The 17607-nt window shown below is 44.1% G+C and carries 11 protein-coding genes and 1 pseudogene; 8 read left to right on the plus strand and 4 right to left on the minus strand.

From position 1 onward, the window contains the following. Positions 1-28: 28 nt before the first annotated feature. The 6 genes and pseudogenes from IQ224_RS04770 to prmC all read left to right on the plus strand — a co-directional run bounded on the left by IQ224_RS04770 (position 29) and on the right by prmC (position 12651). Positions 29-1363 carry an AAA-like domain-containing protein gene (locus tag IQ224_RS04770; protein WP_002740891.1) on the plus strand — a complete coding sequence of 445 codons (1335 nt, stop codon included), beginning with the start codon at positions 29-31 and terminating at the stop codon, positions 1361-1363. 174 nt (positions 1364-1537) lie between these two features. Next, entirely contained in the window at positions 1538-3370 is a 1833-nt protein-coding gene (locus IQ224_RS04775; RefSeq protein ID WP_194032633.1) for a carotenoid oxygenase family protein, read from the plus strand. Then, a complete protein-coding gene (locus tag IQ224_RS04780) occupies positions 3367-9522 on the plus strand; it encodes an AAA family ATPase (RefSeq protein ID WP_194032634.1) in 6156 nt (2051 codons plus the stop codon). Before IQ224_RS04775 ends, IQ224_RS04780 begins: the two co-directional genes overlap by 4 nt. A gap of 626 nt (positions 9523-10148) precedes the next feature. Next, positions 10149-10583 (plus strand): hypothetical protein, encoded by a 435-nt coding sequence (locus IQ224_RS04785; RefSeq protein ID WP_002733588.1) that lies wholly within the window; start codon positions 10149-10151, stop codon positions 10581-10583. Positions 10584-10971: 388 nt separating this feature from the next. Further along, a pseudogene (locus tag IQ224_RS04790) lies at positions 10972-11761 on the plus strand (Tic22 family protein). Positions 11762-11766: 5 nt separating this feature from the next. After that, complete coding sequence (gene prmC / locus IQ224_RS04795; protein ID WP_002740904.1) at positions 11767-12651, plus strand: peptide chain release factor N(5)-glutamine methyltransferase; 885 nt, start codon at positions 11767-11769, stop codon at positions 12649-12651. Here prmC and IQ224_RS04800 read toward each other — a convergent pair. The 4 genes from IQ224_RS04800 to IQ224_RS04815 form a co-directional block, all read right to left on the minus strand. Then, positions 12648-13184 (minus strand): hypothetical protein, encoded by a 537-nt coding sequence (locus IQ224_RS04800; protein ID WP_002740905.1) that lies wholly within the window; start codon positions 13182-13184, stop codon positions 12648-12650. The genes prmC and IQ224_RS04800 overlap by 4 nt on opposite strands. Further along, entirely contained in the window at positions 13148-13849 is a 702-nt protein-coding gene (pyrF, locus tag IQ224_RS04805) for an orotidine-5'-phosphate decarboxylase (protein WP_194032635.1), read from the minus strand. The genes IQ224_RS04800 and pyrF overlap by 37 nt, the downstream gene beginning before the upstream one ends. 72 nt (positions 13850-13921) lie before the next feature. Further along, entirely contained in the window at positions 13922-14386 is a 465-nt protein-coding gene (locus tag IQ224_RS04810; protein WP_194032636.1) for an MEKHLA domain-containing protein, read from the minus strand. Between the two features lie 142 nt (positions 14387-14528). Continuing rightward, a complete protein-coding gene (locus tag IQ224_RS04815) occupies positions 14529-15710 on the minus strand; it encodes a M20 family metallopeptidase (protein WP_002740911.1) in 1182 nt (393 codons plus the stop codon). A gap of 361 nt (positions 15711-16071) precedes the next feature. Between IQ224_RS04815 and queF the strand changes: the two genes are divergently transcribed. Both queF and IQ224_RS04825 read left to right on the plus strand, forming a co-directional pair. Then, positions 16072-16467: a preQ(1) synthase gene (gene queF, locus IQ224_RS04820; RefSeq protein WP_002740916.1), complete on the plus strand. Its 396-nt coding sequence runs from the start codon at positions 16072-16074 to the stop codon at positions 16465-16467. A gap of 439 nt (positions 16468-16906) precedes the next feature. Then, entirely contained in the window at positions 16907-17404 is a 498-nt protein-coding gene (locus tag IQ224_RS04825; protein WP_002740919.1) for a tetratricopeptide repeat protein, read from the plus strand. Positions 17405-17607 lie beyond the last annotated feature (203 nt).

Below are 17607 nucleotides of genomic sequence, written 5' to 3' on the forward strand. Positions count from 1 at the left end.
TCCCCATTCCCCCACACCCCTAATTCTTATGAGAGATTCCCTATCGAGCCGTCTAAGAGTACAACAACACTGCCTCAATCAGGTTAAATTAGCCGTGACAAAGCAGGGTTTTAGCAGTCAGCGCTCCTTAGCCAAAGAAGCTGAATTTAGTCTGGCTACTGTCAGCAACTTCCTGACTGGTAAACCGGTAGAACAAGCCACTTTTGAACAAATTTGTCGTCGATTATGCCTCGACTGGCAAGAAATCGCCGCCCTGAATTTTGAGCTAAAAACACCCCCTCAAGACAAAATTCCGGTTAATTCGGCAGCCAAGAGCGAAAAATTGGAGACATTACCCCCCTATCCTAATGGGGCAGTTCCCCTTGGTTCCCCATTTTATTTAGAACGTCTTCCCCTCGAAGAACAGATAAGGCAGGAAATCAAGAAACCGGGGGCTTTAGTGCGGATAAAAGCTCCCAAAGAAATGGGCAAAACCTCCCTACTTTTGAGAATGCTCGATTTTGCTAAACAGCAAGGCTACCGCACGGTGAGTTTGAACTTAGAACAGGTGGACCAGACGATTTTGGCTGATTTAAACCAATTTTTGCGCTGGTTGTGTGCCAATGCCGCCCGTCAACTACAGTTAAAACCACAATTAGATGAGTATTGGGATGAGGATTTAGGTAGCAAGATTAGCTGTACGGTTTACATTCAAGACTATCTCCTGGAATCGATTACCGCCCCCATTGTCCTCGCTATTGATGAACTTAATCAGATATTTGAACATCCCCAAGTGGCCAAGGATTTTTTACCGCTGCTGCGTTCTTGGTACGAAGAATCCAAAACCCTACCTATCTGGCAAAAACTCCGTCTTATCGTCGTCCATTCCACAGAAATTTATGTTCCCCTGCAGCTCAATCAATCCCCCTTTAACGTGGGATTCCCCGCACAGTTAAGTCATTTTAGTCTGGAGGAGGTATTGCAATTAGCCCAACGTTATCAACTCACCTGGGAAAATCAGGAAAAAGTCCAACAACTGATGGAGCTAGTAGGAGGACATCCAGCTTTGGTACAAACTGCCCTCTACTATCTCAGTCGGGAGGAAATAACCATGACGCAAATATTAACCAGCGCCACCTCTGTCACCGGGATCTATGCCCATCACCTGCGGCGCCATTGGGCAGTATTAGAACAACAGCCGGAACTAGCAAAAGCCCTCGACCGGGTGATGAGCGCGGTGGAACCCGTACAATTAGACCCAATTCTCGCTTACAAACTCAGCAGTATGGGACTACTCAAACAATCAGGAGATAAAGTAGTACCAGGCTATGAATTGTATCGACGCTATTTTTTAGAGGTGAAATCCTCTATCAGTTATCAGTAAACAGTAATCAGTTATCAGTTATCAGTGAGGGTGTGGGGTGTAGGGTGTAGGGTGTGGGGGGAATAAATAAAATAATCTCCTGACGACCGGCTCCTATCTCCTGACTCCTATCTCCTGACGACCGACGACCGGCTACTAACCCCACCAACAAACTTTTTGCCGCAAACTCTACTTATGAATATGTCAAACAAAGATACTGTCCAAAATACTGTCAACGTTAGCAATTTTAGTCGCTCGCAACTCGGTCGGCCGGATGAGAACAATTTATATAAGGCAGTCGCCACAATTACTGAGGGACATTGGCCGGAAAATCTGTCGGGATACGTTTTTATCGTCTGTCCTTTTCATAGAAAAAATGACCGTCATTTGTTCTCTGGCGAAGGTGTAATTATTAAATGGGACTTGCAAGGTAAAAATAATCAAGTTAATGTTTACAGTAAAAAACTAAAAACTTGGGATAGTTTTTGGCGAAAAGTTTTACCTATATTTAATATTAGTCAAGCCACTTTTCCCGCCGTGGTCAGCATTTTGGGTTGTTCAGAAATAGCGAATACTGCTATGGTTAAACTAGAAAAAGTTTCCGAAGATAAACAACTAGAAGAAACCCGATTAATTCTCACCGCCGATGCGGGACGTTACTGGGAAGTGGATCCGGTTTCCCTGGATACTATCACTCCGATTGGTTATTTTGACCAACATATTGTTTCCGTGCCTTTGTCTATTTTCCCAGTCCTAGAAAATACCGCTCACCCCTTCTACGACAAAAAGACCCAAGAATTTATCACCTGTGAATTAAAGCTAAAACTTATATCGGGAGGTATGTTAAAAGATTTAGATAAATCGGTGTATATTGTTCTTTGGGATCAACAAAAACAACTTAAACCCTGGAAACTACAGGGAGCTATCCTCGATGGTAGTCCCCATTCGGTCATCGTCACCGAGGATTATATCATGATTCCCGATATGCCCTTTCAGATGGGAGTAGCCAAACTATTAGGTATCAGAATCAAGCCTGAAGAAACCTATCCGAAAACTCAAATTTATCTGGTTAAACGTCAAGACCTTAAGGAAGAAGAAACCACCGTTCCCTCGCGATTAATTACCTTCAATGGCGACAGTTATCACTTCCTTTGTAATTACCATAGTACCAACGGTCAAATTCAGCTTGTGGCCATCCAAAACGCCACTATTAGTTTAACCGAAGCGATCGAAAAAGACGATATCCAACATTTTACCGGTCAGGGTTATCCCCCCGAATACCACGGCATTCCCTGGATGTTTTCCTTTGACCCCGGAGTGCTGCGCAAAGTGGTTATCGAAGATGCCAGGGTGATGAGCGAACAAGCTTTCATCCATCCGGGGTGGTTCTCTACCACTCTCTACACCGCCGACCCGCGGGAATTGGAACAGGGATACAGCGCTATTTATCAGGTTTATGCCGGTTATGTGCGCGAATTAATCTGTCGTCGTCAGTATATGGATTGTCGCGACCAGAGTAATCGCATCATCAGGGATGCCGAACTTCCCTGTCATGACTTGCCCTCGGTATTAGCCAAGGTTCCCTTCGATAAGGATTGGAATCAGTTAACTGAACAGATTAGCCAAGAAAAAAAAGCCAGTGATACTCATGTATCCCATTTAGGTCGGGGACTACTGGATTTTTATGTTTGTCCCGATGGCTATATTTTAGATAGCATTCAGTTTATTCCCCAAGAACAGGGCTATCTATTGACGACGGTTTTAACCCCGACCAGAGTATTAGAAGCTTGGTTATTTAACCCTGACAATCTCAAGGACGGACCGATTGCTAAACTGAGTTTGCCGGAAGATGTTCACTTTGGTTTTACCTTGCATTCCGAGTATTTCGAGCAAGTGTTGCCTTCTCCCCGTCCTTCCGTCTCACAGGTAAATCGAGTCCTGTCAGCCTTGCGGAGTCTGGTCTTGGTTCCCGTAGAATTTTTCTTGGGGAAACCGGCAGCCATTTACAATCGCCAAGTAAAAAAATGATTGTTCTCAACGGATACGACATTCTTGCCCAAATCTACGAAAGTGTTAACTCGGAAGTCTATCGGGCCATTCGCATCGCCGATAATCAACCGGTTATGCTCAAAATCCTCAAGCAAGAATATCCCACCGCCCAAGAACTAACCCACTACAAACAGGAGTATAAAACCATCTGCGGTCTGAACTTCGAGGAGGCGATTAAAGCCTATGGTTTAGAAACCTACCGCAGAACTCCCGTGATTATTTTGGAAGATTTCGGGGGTGTATCCTTAAAAAAATGGCTAGAGGGCAAAAAAACTCTAGCCTTAAGGGACTTTTTAAGTCTTGCACCCCGAATAGTGGCTAATTTAGAGAAAATTCACAACGCCAAGGTTATTCACAAAGATATTAATCCTGCCAATATAGTTCTTAACCCCGAAACCGGACAGATTAAAATCATCGATTTTGGCATTGCCAGCGTCCTGCGGCGGGAAAATCCGGGGCTAAAAAATCCCAACGTCCTCGAGGGGACTTTAGCCTATATTTCTCCCGAACAAACCGGACGGATGAATCGCAGTCTCGATTACCGTACAGATTTTTATTCTTTGGGCGTTAGCTTCTACGAACTTCTCACCGGACAATTACCTTTTCGGGCTAAAGATGCTTTGGAATTAGTTCACTGTCATCTGGCAAAACAACCTTTGGAGATTAATAGTCTCGTCAAGGAGGAAATTCCCCCGGTGGTGGAGGCAATCATCAGGAAACTGATGGCTAAAACCCCCGAGGAACGATACCAAAGTGCCTACGGTATTCGAGCAGATTTAGAAGAATGTTTAAGACAACTAGAAACAACGGGTAAAATTGAGGATTTTGTCATCGCTAGGCAAGATCTAGCCAATCAGTTCCAAATTCCCCAAAAACTCTACGGCAGGGAGGCGGAAATCGCCACTCTCCTCACTGCTTTTCAACGGGTAGCCACCGCAGATAAAAACTCCTCTCACACCGAACTGATGCTAGTTACGGGTTATTCTGGCATGGGTAAAACCACCCTAGTTAGGGAAATTTATCAGCCAATTACTGAAAAACGCGGCTTTTTTATCTCCGGTAAATTTGACCAATTTCAGCGCGATACTCCCTACGCTGCCGTGGTTAGCGCTTTGACTCATCTTGTCAAGCAACTTTTGGGGGAAAGTCAGCCACAACTGCAACTATGGCGACAAAAACTCTTAAAGTCTTTGGGGGCGAATGCACGGGTTATTATTGATGTGATTCCTGAACTAGAATTAATTATCGGTCCACAACCAGAGGTGTTACAATTAGGAGCGATCGCTACTCAAAATCGCTTTAATTTAGTCTTTAAAAATTTTATTCGGGTCTTTTGTTCCCCAGAACATCCCTTAGTCATCTTTCTCGATGATTTACAATGGGCAGACTTGGCTAGTCTCCAGTTAATAGAATTAATTATGCTCGATGGCGATATGGACTATTTGTTTTTAATTGGCTCCTATCGCAGTAATGAAATTAATTCCACCCATCCCCTAACCGCTACTCTCGATAAATTAGAGCAGGGGGGCATAATTATCAATCAAGTTATTTTAAGACCTCTAGGGATTGAAAAGGTCAATCAGTTAATTGCTGACACCTTAAATCATTCACCAGAATATGTGCAATCTTTGGCCGCTTTAGTCTGGCAAAAAACCCACGGTAATCCTTTTTTTGTCAATGAATTTCTCAAAACCATCTACTGGGAAAATTTGCTATTTTTCCAACCGGGGCAGGAAACAACCACTAAAACCGACAATAATAGGGGCTATTGGCAATGGCATCTCGGTCAAATTCAAAGGATTGGTAGTACCGATAATCTGATTCAATTTATGATGGGTAAAATGCAGAAATTGCCTCCCGAAACCCAAGAATTCTTAAGTTTAGCAGCTTGTCTTGGCTCAGAATTTAATTTAAATATTCTGGCAGTAATCTCTGAAAAATCACCCCCAGAACTTTTACCAATTTTAACTTATAGTAGCGAAGCTGGTTTAATTATTCCCCTCTCAGAATTGGATGAACAATTACTGATTCAAGAATATAAATTTGCTCATGATCGCATTCAACAAGGAGCTTACGCTCTCATCGAAGACAGCAAAAAATCTTTAATTCATTTGAAAATTGGTCGCCTACTTTGGCAGCATACTGCCGCCAATGAATTATCGGAAAAAATTTTTAAAATAGTCGATCATCTCAATCTTGGTTATCAACTAATTAGCGAGGAAAAAGAACGAGAGTCAGTGGCTAACTTGAATTTACTAGCAGCCCAAAAAGCAAAAGCCGCTAATGCCCAAGCTGGAGCCTTAAAATATATCAAAACGGCTCAAAAACTTCTCAAAAAATCAAGCTGGAAAAATAACTATCAACTGACTTTAAATATTTATTCTGAAGCCACAGAAATCGCCTATTTAAGTGGGAACTTTGAGCAGATGCATCGCTGGGCTAATCTCGTATTAAAACAGGCAAAAACTACCCTAGATAAAATCAAAGTTTATGAAGTCATCATCGAAGCCTATCACGCCCAAAATCACGAACTAAAAGCGGTACAAATTGGTTTATCTGTCCTCAAAAGCTTAGATTTCGAGATTCCTGAATCCTTACAATCATCAGATATTCAAAAAGAACTAACTAAAACCCGAAAAAAATTAGCGGGGCAAAATATCGAAGATTTAAGTAATTTACCGCCGATAAATGAAGAAGAAAAATTAGCAATAATGAAGATAGCAAGTGCTATATTTTCTCCTGTTTATATTGCCGCCCCTCATCTCTTACCCATCCTAGTATCAAAACAGGTTAACTTATCAATTGAATACGGCAATAGTTATCTAGCGGCTTTTACTTATGTCAATTATGGCTTAATTCTTTGTGGTCTTTTAGAAGATTGGGAAACGGGTTATCAATTTGGACGATTAGCTTTAAACATTGCTGATAAATTTCATGCCAAAGCCCTGATGCCGAAAATAATTGCCGTCTTTTCCGCCACTATTAGTATCTGGAAAGAACCGATTAAAAATTCCCTGTCTTTGTTAAAATCTTCCTATCAAACCGGTTTAGAAATGGGCGATCTCTACTACGGGACAACCTGCGCCTATCTTTACTGTTTTCATTCCGCCTTTATCGGACAGGAATTAACAGAATTAGCCCAAGAAATAGCTAACTATGATCTGGCTTTTGTTAAGCTCAAACAAGAAAACCCTCGCAACTATCTAAAAATCTATGGTCAAACAGTTTTAAATCTGCTGAGGCACTCGGAAAATCCCGGTAATTTAGAAGGACAGTACTATCAAGAAACTCTTATGTTACCGTACCATCTAGAGGCTAATGATCTCTTCGGTCTCTGTTCTTTATTTGTTAATAAATTATACCTTTGTTATCTATTTGGACAGTACGAACAAGCTATTAAAAATGCTAACCAAGCCCAAAATTATCTAGGGGGAGCTACCGCTACATTATTGATTCCTCTGCATAATTTCTATGATTCCCTCGCCCATTTAGCTATTTATAATCATCTGGACAATGACCAAAAAAAGCAAGTATTGGAACGAGTGACGAATAATCAGAAAAAGCAACAGGAATGGGCTAATCAAGCCCCCTCTAACTATCTTCATAAATTTTATTTAGTGGCAGCGGAAAAGGATCGAGTGCAGGAATCCTATCTAGAAGCCATAGAAAACTACGATCTAGCCATCGCTAAAGCCAGGGAAAATGAATACATTAATGAAGAAGCACTGGCTAACGAACTAGCGGCGAAATTCTATCTCGATTGGGGTAAAGTAAAAATTGCCAAAACCTACATCAATGAAGCTGCCTATCTCTATTCTCTTTGGGGAGCAACAGCTAAAGTCAAAGATATAGAAAGCTGCTATTCTCAGTTAATGGTCAATAATTATGGTTCCAATTCCCTGACCGAAACCACGAGAACTACCACCAGAAAAAATTCAGTTAGTCATGCGGGAGAACTGTTAGATTTAGCCACGATTATGAAAGCATCCCAAGCCATTTCTAGTGAGATAGTTTTAGATCAATTACTCGCCGCCCTGATGAAAATTCTCATCGAAAATGCTGGGGCGCAGCTGGGCTATCTTATCCTAGAAAGCGGCGGACAACTATCGATCGAAGCCTCCGGTTCAGTGCAGGAAGATAGGGTGACAGTCTTTAAATCTAATGCGATCGAAGAACATCTTCCCGTCTCAATTATTAACTATGTGGCCCGGAGCGGTCAAACCGTTCTTAATAACGATGCTGCCCATCAGGGCAATTTTAGCAACGATCCCTATATTAAAATCCATCAAACCAAATCGCTGCTTTGCACACCCCTACTCGACCAAGTACAACTGCGGGGAATTGTCTATCTAGAAAATAATCTCACCGTCGGGGCTTTTACCCAAGAAAGATTGGAAGTGCTGCAACTGCTCTCTAGCCAAGCTGCCATCGCAATTACTAACGCCAAACTCTACGCCGAAATCAAAGCTAAACAGAGACAACTAGCGCAATTTTTAGAAGCCATGCCAGTGGGGGTATTTGTCCTCGATGCCGACAGTCAACCCTACTACGCCAATCAAACTGCCCAAGAGATTTTAGGAAAAGAGATAGTTAATATCACCACGGCTAATCAGTTGGGGGAAACCTATCAGTTATATCAAGCTGGAACCGATCGATTGTATCCCACAGAATACCATCCGATTGTCCGAGCTTTAAGGGGGGAAAAAAACACGGTGGATGATATAGAAGTTCACCAAGGAGAGAAGATTATCCCCCTAGAAGTGTATGCCACGCCCGTTTTTGACGAAAAAGGAGAAATTATCTATGCTATCACCGCTTTTACCGATATTACCGAACGAAAACAGGCGGAAGCGGAACGGATTCGCTTTACCGAAGAATTAGCCGAGTATAGCCGCACCCTAGAACAGAAAGTGCAGGAGCGCACCCTGGAACTCAGCCAAACCCTAGAAATTCTCAAGGCCACCCAAGCAGAATTGCTGTTTGAAAATGAACTGCTCAGAAGTACCGAAGAATCTAGCACCTTTGACTACCAAGTGGGGGGCAGTTTGCCCATGGATGCCCCCACCTACGTGGTCCGCGCCGCCGACCGTTATCTCTATAAAGCCCTCAAACGCGGCGATTTTTGCTATGTTCTCAATCCCCGTCAAATGGGTAAGTCTAGTTTAATGGTACGCATGATCGATCACCTCCAACACGAGGGCATCTGTTGCGCTCCCATTGATTTAACCCGCATCGGCAGTGAAAATGTTACTTCTGACCAATGGTACAAGGGGATAGCCTTCGAGTTAGGGCGACGTTTTGGCCTGCTCAAAAGGGTCAATCTCAAAGCTTGGTGGCAAGAACGGGAAGATGTCTCGGCAGTACAGCGCTTGGGCGAATTTATCGAAGAGGTGTTATTGCTGGAAGTGGGGATAGTGGAAGGTTCTCCCCCGAAACCGATCGCGATTTTTATCGATGAAATTGATAGCGTTTTGGGCTTAAATTTTGCGGTTAATGACTTTTTTGCCCTGATTCGTTCCTGCTATAACCAGCGTGGCTTTAACCCGCTCTATCGGCGTTTGACCTTCGCTTTCTTCGGTGTTGTCACCCCCTCCGATTTAATTACCGACCACCAAATCACCCCTTTTAATATCGGTCATTGGATTCAATTGGAGGGTTTTAAGGAACACGAAGCCCAGCCTTTACTGCGCGGATTGGCCGAGAAATTTAGTAACCCGCAAACTGTCTTAAAAGAAGTCTTTGCCTGGACAAACGGTCAACCTTTTCTGACCCAAAAACTCTGTCAGTTAATTCGCACCGCCACCTCACCGATTCCACCCAATGGTGAGTCCCTCTGGATTGAGGACTTAGTACAGAAGAAGATCATTGGCAATTGGGAGGCTCAGGATGAACCGGAACATCTGCGGACTATTCGCGATCGGCTTCTCAACAGTCATCGCTCCCAGTTGCTCCTGAGACTCTATGAACGGATTTTAAGGGAAAAAGAGGTAATTGCCGAGGATAGCCCCCCAGAAAAAGAGTTACTTTTATCAGGGTTAGTGATCAAAGATCAGGGCCAGCTGCGGGTCCATAATCCCATCTATCAAGCAATCTTTAACCTCCATTGGCTGGCCCGGGCAAAATCAACCTAGTAAGTAGGTAGATGTTAAAAGTTGTCAGATTTCCCCCCTTTATCAAGGGGAGATTAAGGGGGGGATCGGCACTTCCTTTATTAAGGGTGGCAGGGGAGATCGAAGGTAAAATCAGCCAATACTAAATCCTGTTTAATAAGTTATAGGATAGTGGGAAGTTAAAGTTAGATTGGGAGTTATCAAACTATTAAAAATAGATTTGCTATTACACCCTAAGCAGTCGCTGATTTAGCAGCACTCGCTCCTATCATTCGAGAGATCAAAACCCTGGAAGTCCCCAAAAACTCCAAAATCTGAATCGCTAGTTAGGGAGAGAAATGTCAAGATTTATTAAATATAGAGAAATTGCCGCATGGGATATAATATATATGGTTGCCTATTAGTCTAAGTCAAATGAACATTAGACCTCTTGCAAAAATCAAAAATCTTCCGTTAGGTGAGGAATCAGGTTTCGGCCGTGAGACTTCGGAGTGAGACTTCGATGGATCAGATAGTGATGCCATTCAGACTTAAATTGACCTTTTAAATACAGCAACTTTTTCTGAAATGTAGTGATTAGGAACAATTTAAGAATACTTTCTCACCTAGCCCGAGCTTTTATTTAACTAATTCCGAGGATAATTACCGTGAAAACAGCGAAATATCCCGAAAAAATTGCCGCTCTCTGGACAACATTCCTCTTGGGAACTCTATTTCACACCCAACTGGGGTTAATGCCACTCTTCCATGGTCAATCGATCGTCGAGAGTCATCAAACCAGCAATCTCGATCCGATTTTCTGGGGAATGTTGCTCTTTTTTTTGCTGCCAATGTTAGCGATTATCGGGGTCAATTTTAGCGAAAGTCGCTCCTTGCGAAAAGTCCATTTCTGGCTGACAATTCTCTATTCTGTCTTGAATTTAGCCCATCTGATCGCCGATCTTTTGGTCAGACCGATCGCCTGGTATCAAATTGCTCTCATGGCAATTTTATTGATCATAGGACTGATTTTAAATCTAGTTTCCTATCAATGGCTGCGGTTAGCGATCGCCCATCCGCACCATCTCTCGGAAAGTCATTAGTAGTGCCAAGATCAAAAGGTGGCCCGTTGACTAACTGATTCAGACAAAAGGATGCCTTTTGAGCTCCAGTTGGGGCTTATTAGGGTAAAAGCCAGCTTAAACCAGAGCTAAAGGGATTTTTTCTGAGAATTTAACTTAAAAAATCTAATTAATCCCTATTATTTCCCAGATCAGCCCGTAAATTGTTCCTGTTTCCGGGCTGACGCTGCCACCTCATCTCACCAAGTGCGGATCTTTTTAGCTATGATAGTTCAGAACCAAGCCAATAAAGGGAACTTTTGGGGCTGGTTATTCATCAGAAAACTCCTAATCGGAGGAGTTAAGCAGACGATATAGTTCAGATTAACGGCAAATATTGGTTAATAGTAATAACGAGGTAATTATTTTGATGAAATCTCTCATTCGTTGGACGGCAACTCTTGGTTTAGTAGGAACGACAATGTTGACTTCGCTGCTGGGCAGCTATTCTAAAGCACTCGCTTTACCAGAAGAACAAATCGTCAAAACCTTGCAGTCTGTACCTGTCTTCGCTATTGCCGATGATCAAGGAGTTCCCTTAATTGCCGTAGAAAAAGAACAGAAATTCACGGGGGTTTTTATCAGTAAGCAGGACGCACAAAACTTTTTTGAACGACTGAAAAAAGAGAATCCTGAAGTGGCCAGCAAAGTTAAAGTTCAGGCTGTTTCCTTGGCACAAGTCTATAAAATGCAAACCAGTCAAACCGATCAAAATCGTTTAATTATCGATTTTGTTCCCAAAGAGTCGGAAGTAGAATCGGCGAAAAAACTGCTCAGTGAAAGAGGTCAACAGTATCAAGGTGGTGTACCTTTATTTGTGCCGAAAGCAGGAAAAGAGAGTAATTTTCTGGTGGTCAATCGCAATAATCAGGATTTTATTCCTTTCTTCTTTGAAAAAGCCGCCGCTTTGCAAATGGTAGAACAATATAAAAAAGCCAATCCCGCCGAAGCAGCCACGGTGAAAATTGATGTTATTCCCTTAGAAAGTGTCATAGCCACCCTACAACAAAGTAATGATGAAGCTTTAACTAAAATTCTCCTCTATCCTAGCCAAGAAACGATTGATTTTATCCGAGCAAATAGTAACCAAAATGCTCCCAACCAACCCCCAGCAAAGCCCTAATAATAATACCAATAATCCCCCCGCCCCCAATCGTTAAGCCTTGTGTCTGCTAGTATTTCCGGTCAAGAATTAAGTCAATGGCGCCAACAGGCGATCGCGGATTTAGCGCAAGCGCAACTATCTCCGAAGGAAGTGGATATATTTCTGCAAGCAGTGACAGATTTAGATACTCTTTCCCTGCGCTTACAATCCTTTCGCGAACGAGAAAAAATCCCCTTGAGTTATTCTTGGTCGGAAATTACTAAACGCTGGCAAAAACGCCTGCAAGCAAGGGTTCCCTTGCAGTATTTGCTCGAATCGGTGGTCTGGCGTAATTTTACCCTGAAAGTCTCCCCAGATGTCTTAATTCCTCGTCCCGAAACCGAGTTATTAATCGATATTGTTGGAGAAACCGTCAGAGGAGACGACGGGGGAATCTGGGTAGATCTGGGAACCGGTAGCGGTGCGATCGCTATTGGTTTAGCCAGTATCTTGACAAAAGCAGAGATATATGCCATTGATTACAGTCCAACGGCTCTAGCGATCGCCAAAGAAAATATCATCAAGACGGGTTTTGCCGACAGAATTATCTTAAAACAGGGTTCTTGGTGGACACCCCTAGAGAAGTGGAAAGGACAGATTAGCGGTATGGTGTCCAATCCTCCCTATATTCCCAGTGCAGAAATCCTCGACTTACAAATTGAAGTGCGGGAACATGAACCCCGTTTGGCCCTGGATGGAGGTGAAGACGGATTGACCGCGCTGCGCTATCTAGTGGCCACTGCTCCCGATTATCTGCGATCGGGAGGCCTTTGGCTAGTGGAAATGAGAGCCGGTCAAGGGGAAAAAGTAGCGCAAATGCTGGAAAATCAGGGCAATTATCGACAAATTCAGATTATTAATGACCTAGCAGGTTTCGATCGCTTTGTTTTGGCCGAGCGAATTTAGCGCAATGTCCCCGCTTCGCAGTCCCGCAGCCAGAGACGCACCGCTTGGCCGATGGTGCCTTGACTGGTTTCTAGGGGAGGTAAGGGGACTTGAGCGGGTTCAAGGGCAGCTAATTGACTGTAAATCGTCACTAATCGCCATCCTTCCCCAGTTTTAGTTAAAAATAACCAGTGATAATTCTGGAGAGTGACAGAGCGATTTTTGCCATACTGACGCTCTAAAGTTGTAAAAAAAACCTGTTGAGTGTCATCGGCAATTTGACCGGAATATTGATTAGCACTTAAAGGTAGGGGTGCAAATTCGGGACGACCGGCAATAATCACAAAAACCGGTGTAGATAATTTTTGGTCGATTTGGGAGCGGGTCATAACTCGGTTAGCATAACCGGGTAAATCTGACAAGAGGCGATCGACTAAAAGATTTAAATTCTCTGGACAGCTAGAAAGAGGACGACTAACAGCCGGTGAGTTAATCCCGAAAATAACCAGTAATACCCCTAAATATCGGCTAATTCGTGACAAATTTTTGTCCATGCTACCTTTGGCTCCTCCGCACCAGTGATCGGTCGTCCAATTACTAGATAATCAGCCCCAGCTTTAAGTGCTTGGGCCGGAGTCATCACCCGACTTTGATCCCCTTTGATTGACCAGGAGGGACGAACTCCAGGGCAAACTAAGAGAAAATCCTCTCCACAGACGCGACGCAATTGCGCCACTTCTTGGGGAGAACAAACCGCCCCATCAATTCCCGATTCCTTGCCCAATAATGCCAGATTTAAGGCATATTCCGATAGTTCTAGGGGAATTTTGAGGTCGAGGGCTAATTCCCTGGCGTTAAGGCTGGTTAAAACGGTGATAGCGAGAAGTTTTGGCGGCGATAGCAGGTCAGAGATTGCCCCCTTAGCCGCCGTCAGTGCTTGCCTTCCGGCCGTAGCGTGCAGGGTGAGTAAATCCACTTGATAGCGACTAGCTGAACGACAGGCCCCGGCGACCGTATTGGGAATATCATGGAATTTGAGATCGAGAAAGCTCTTTTTTTGTCTTTCTTGCAGAATCCCTAGAATTTCTGCACCGCTACTGACAAATAATTCTAGTCCCACTTTCCAAAAATTGACTTCCGGCAACAGATCGAGCATTGCGATCGCTGATTCTAAATCCGGCACATCAAGAGGAACAATAATTCGGTCTGAGTTGGTCATATTGGGGCTATACAGTGGGGAAGTGGGGAAGTGGGGAAGTGGGGACGGAGTTTAAAGTTAGTACAGCTTAAATCAGAGAAAAATCCAATCGGCAAAAGTGGCAGCCTGTCCGCAGTAAATACCATCACGATCGATGATATTCCAAACGATCGCTTTTTCAATGCGAAATAGTTGACCGTTTTTCGTGATCCTTACCCCGTGATAATCGTTGATATAGCCTTGTTTTTTGACTAAATCTAGCATTTTTTGGCGTTCTTGGGCGGTTTCCTCCCCCTGTACCGTCGCTCGCGAAGGAGTTGCTAATAATTCTTGCCAAGTTAAACCCCAGAGATCCAGGGCGCTGCGATTACCATAATTGAAGATCGGATTAGTTTGTGTACCGTGGGAAACTAGGACAAAAGGGGCATAAAAGAGCATTTTACTCTGTTCTTTGCCAGTACCGATCCGAGGCAACAGCGATCGCCCGATTAACTGTTCATAACTATCCAGCAGCAATTCTGTCCAAGCTATAATAGCTAAATCTTGCCAAATTTCCATAAAATTATCTTGAAAAACCGGTTTAAGTAGGGAGGCACAATTATTGGTAGGATGGGTTAGCGGTAGCGTAACCCGTGCGGGTGTTGGGTTTCATGCTTCAACCCAACCTACGTTCATCTTATATTTAATTCCACCCACCCACTTAATCTTGCCTTTGCCAATATTTATAGGCTGCGTAGGCTAAAGTAATCACTCCCGTCAGAATTGCCGACTCATCCACTAAAAATTCCGGATGGTGAAGGGGGGGATTGAGGAGGTGAGGAGAACCCACTCCCAGACGGAACATTGTCCCCGGGGCCTGTTGCAAATAAAGGGAAAAATCCTCGGACCCCATGGAGGGTTCCGAGAGAATTAAAACCCGATCCTGTCCCCAAGCTTCTAAACCAGCTTCTTCCACCAAACGAGTTAAAAATTGGTCATTTTGTACCGATGGCACACCCCGACGATAATTTACTTGACATTTAGCGTTATATGTGCTACACACATTCGTGACCAAACTCTCGATCCATTCTGGGAGATGGGCGTGGGTTTCCGGGTGCAGCGATCGCACTGTTCCTGCCATGCGTACCTGATCGGCGATGACGTTGGGAGCGCGACCACCGCTAATCTGGCCGATGGTGAGGACAATGGGACGCAAAGGGTTTTGAGTCCGACTAATTGCCTGTTGCAAAGTGGTGATTACTTGCGAAGCGATCCAGATAGCATCGATCGCCTCGTGGGGCCGGGCCCCGTGGCCGGATTCCCCTTGAATAAAAATCTCCAGATCGTCGGCAGCCGCAGTTAAGGCCCCGTAACGAACCCCGATCGATCGGGCCGGAATCGAAGGGAAAACGTGCAGCCCGAAAACGGCGCTGACATCCCGCATCACCCCTTCCCGGATCATCCAATTGGCCCCCTGGGCGATTTCCTCTGCTGGTTGAAAGAGAAAGCGTATTTTTCCCTGCAAAGGTTCCGAGAGACGGGAAAGCACCATCGCCGCCCCTAAACCGACGGTAGCATGAACATCGTGACCGCAGGCGTGCATAATCCCCGGTTTACGCGAAGCAAAGTCTAAATCGGTTCTTTCTTGGATTGGTAGGGCATCCATATCGGCGCGGATGGCTAAAATCCTTCGATCACTGCCTTTTCCCGCCAATTCTCCCTTAACTCCCGTTTTTCCCACCGCTTCCTGCACCGATAGACCACAGGAAGACAAAACTCCGGCAATATAAGCGGCAGTTTGATATTCTTGCCCGCTTAACTCTGGATTCGCGTGAATGTGGCGGCGAATCTCCACTAATCGGGGTGCGAGACTCTCGGCTATGTTTTTAATCTCGGAGAGCATGAAACCAGTTTTACAGTACCTTTAGGGTTAATCATAGAGCATTTTTTACCTGAAAAGTTGGGTCTGGCTGACTTTCCGCCTGAACTGTCTTCTCGGCATTCCTGGACTAAGCTAATTTGTCAAGAGGATGCAGGAGTTAAGTAGGTAGGCGTTAAAAGTTGTCAGATCCCCCCCCTTATCAAGGGGGGACTAAGGGGGGATCGGCACCCCCCTTATCAAGGGGGGCAGGGGGGATCGAACCTAAAATCCATTTTTAATTTAATTATAACCAGCTACTTACTATTCATCTCTTGATTCGGTAACACCTCTTGAGAGAATATTCCAGCTATGATAGGAAACAGTGTCTAGTTAGGAAAAAAACATGGTTCAGTCTTCCGAAAAAATTGAAGTTAAGTACGGGGAAAGAGAAATTGCTGAAGGAACATTAATTACTTTCCCTAATCCACGCCCCGGCAGAAATTATGATATTCAGATCACTCTGCCAGAATATACCTGTAAGTGTCCCTTTTCCGGTTATCCCGATTTTGCCACTATTTATCTTAGCTACGTTCCCGATCAAAAGGTGATGGAATTAAAGGCGATTAAACTTTATATTAATAGTTATCGCGATCGTTATATTTCCCACGAAGAAGCAATTAACCAAATTTTAGATGATTTGGTGGCCGCTTGCGAACCCTTGCAGATGAAAGTTAAAGGGGATTTTCATCCCAGAGGTAACGTTCATACCGTGGTGGAGGTGATGTATAAAAAAGAATAGCATAATTGTCTAGTTTGGGGATGGGGTTGCTCCCATCCCTTGCTGTTCTAGTTTTTGTTGTTCAAGTTTTTTGCTGTCCTTGTTTTCAATACTTATTTTAAAATTGTCCTCTATACTTAGAGCTTGAATCTTATCGTTAAGAGTTGGTTGATTGCCTTTGACTGCTGCTAGGTAAACTGCCCGCGCATTTAAATTGCTTATTGAGATGAGGCAAGAGGCAAAACGGAGAATAAATCATCAGTTTTTAATAACCAGATTTAGTATAAGTAGGGCTGGCTGAATAAATCTAAAAACCTTGTTGGATAATATTTTTAGGCTTTTTTGAAATCAAAAACTGCCAGCCCTTGGCGTGATCTACACCCCACACCCTGCCCCCAGAAAAAACTTTTTCAGCCAACCCTAAGTAGAATTTCAAACCATCCCCACTGAGGAACTAGCCATGAAATCCTTTGCCCTTCTTACCACCGTTAGCCTAATCAGCCTTTCCACCCTCGCGACTGTTCGCCCCGTCATGGCGCTAGAGAGCCGACAACCAGCCGAAACCCGAATCGCTCAAGGGAACAATCAAGACGCGATCGGCCACTATAACCGGGGAGTTGACTACATCCAACAGAAAAAATACGATCTCTCCCTCGCTGAATTCACCAAAGCGATCGAACTCGATCCTAACTATACCGAGGCTTACCTCAATCGGGGGAATCTTTACCAACAACAGGGGAAACCAGACCTCGCCCTGTCCGATTACAATCAGGCGCTCAACATTAATCCCCGAAACGCCGAGGCTTACGTCCGTCGGGGGATTCTTTATTACTATCGACAAGAAACGGAAAAAGCGATCGGAGATTTCCGACAAGCCGCCGAACTGTACCGCCAGCAAGGAAACGCGGCGTTATATGAAGCGGTTATGGAAATCCTACGGGAATTGGGCGCGGTCTAGTCCTTTTTGTTGGGTTGAGTCCGTCGGTTGGGTTGAGCGAATCAATAGGTTGAAGAAAACCTCTCAATTTTAGAGGGAGAGCGAAACCCAACAGCCAACACCTCAATCCGTCTGAATCGGCGATCGCTTCCCATGGCTTTTTGTTGGGTTTCCTTGGGTCAACCCAACCGACGATAATTGTTATCAGTATTTAGTTTTTTCTA

The organism is Microcystis sp. LEGE 00066 (assembly GCF_015207925.1).
GTDB lineage: Bacteria > Cyanobacteriota > Cyanobacteriia > Cyanobacteriales > Microcystaceae > Microcystis > Microcystis ichthyoblabe_A.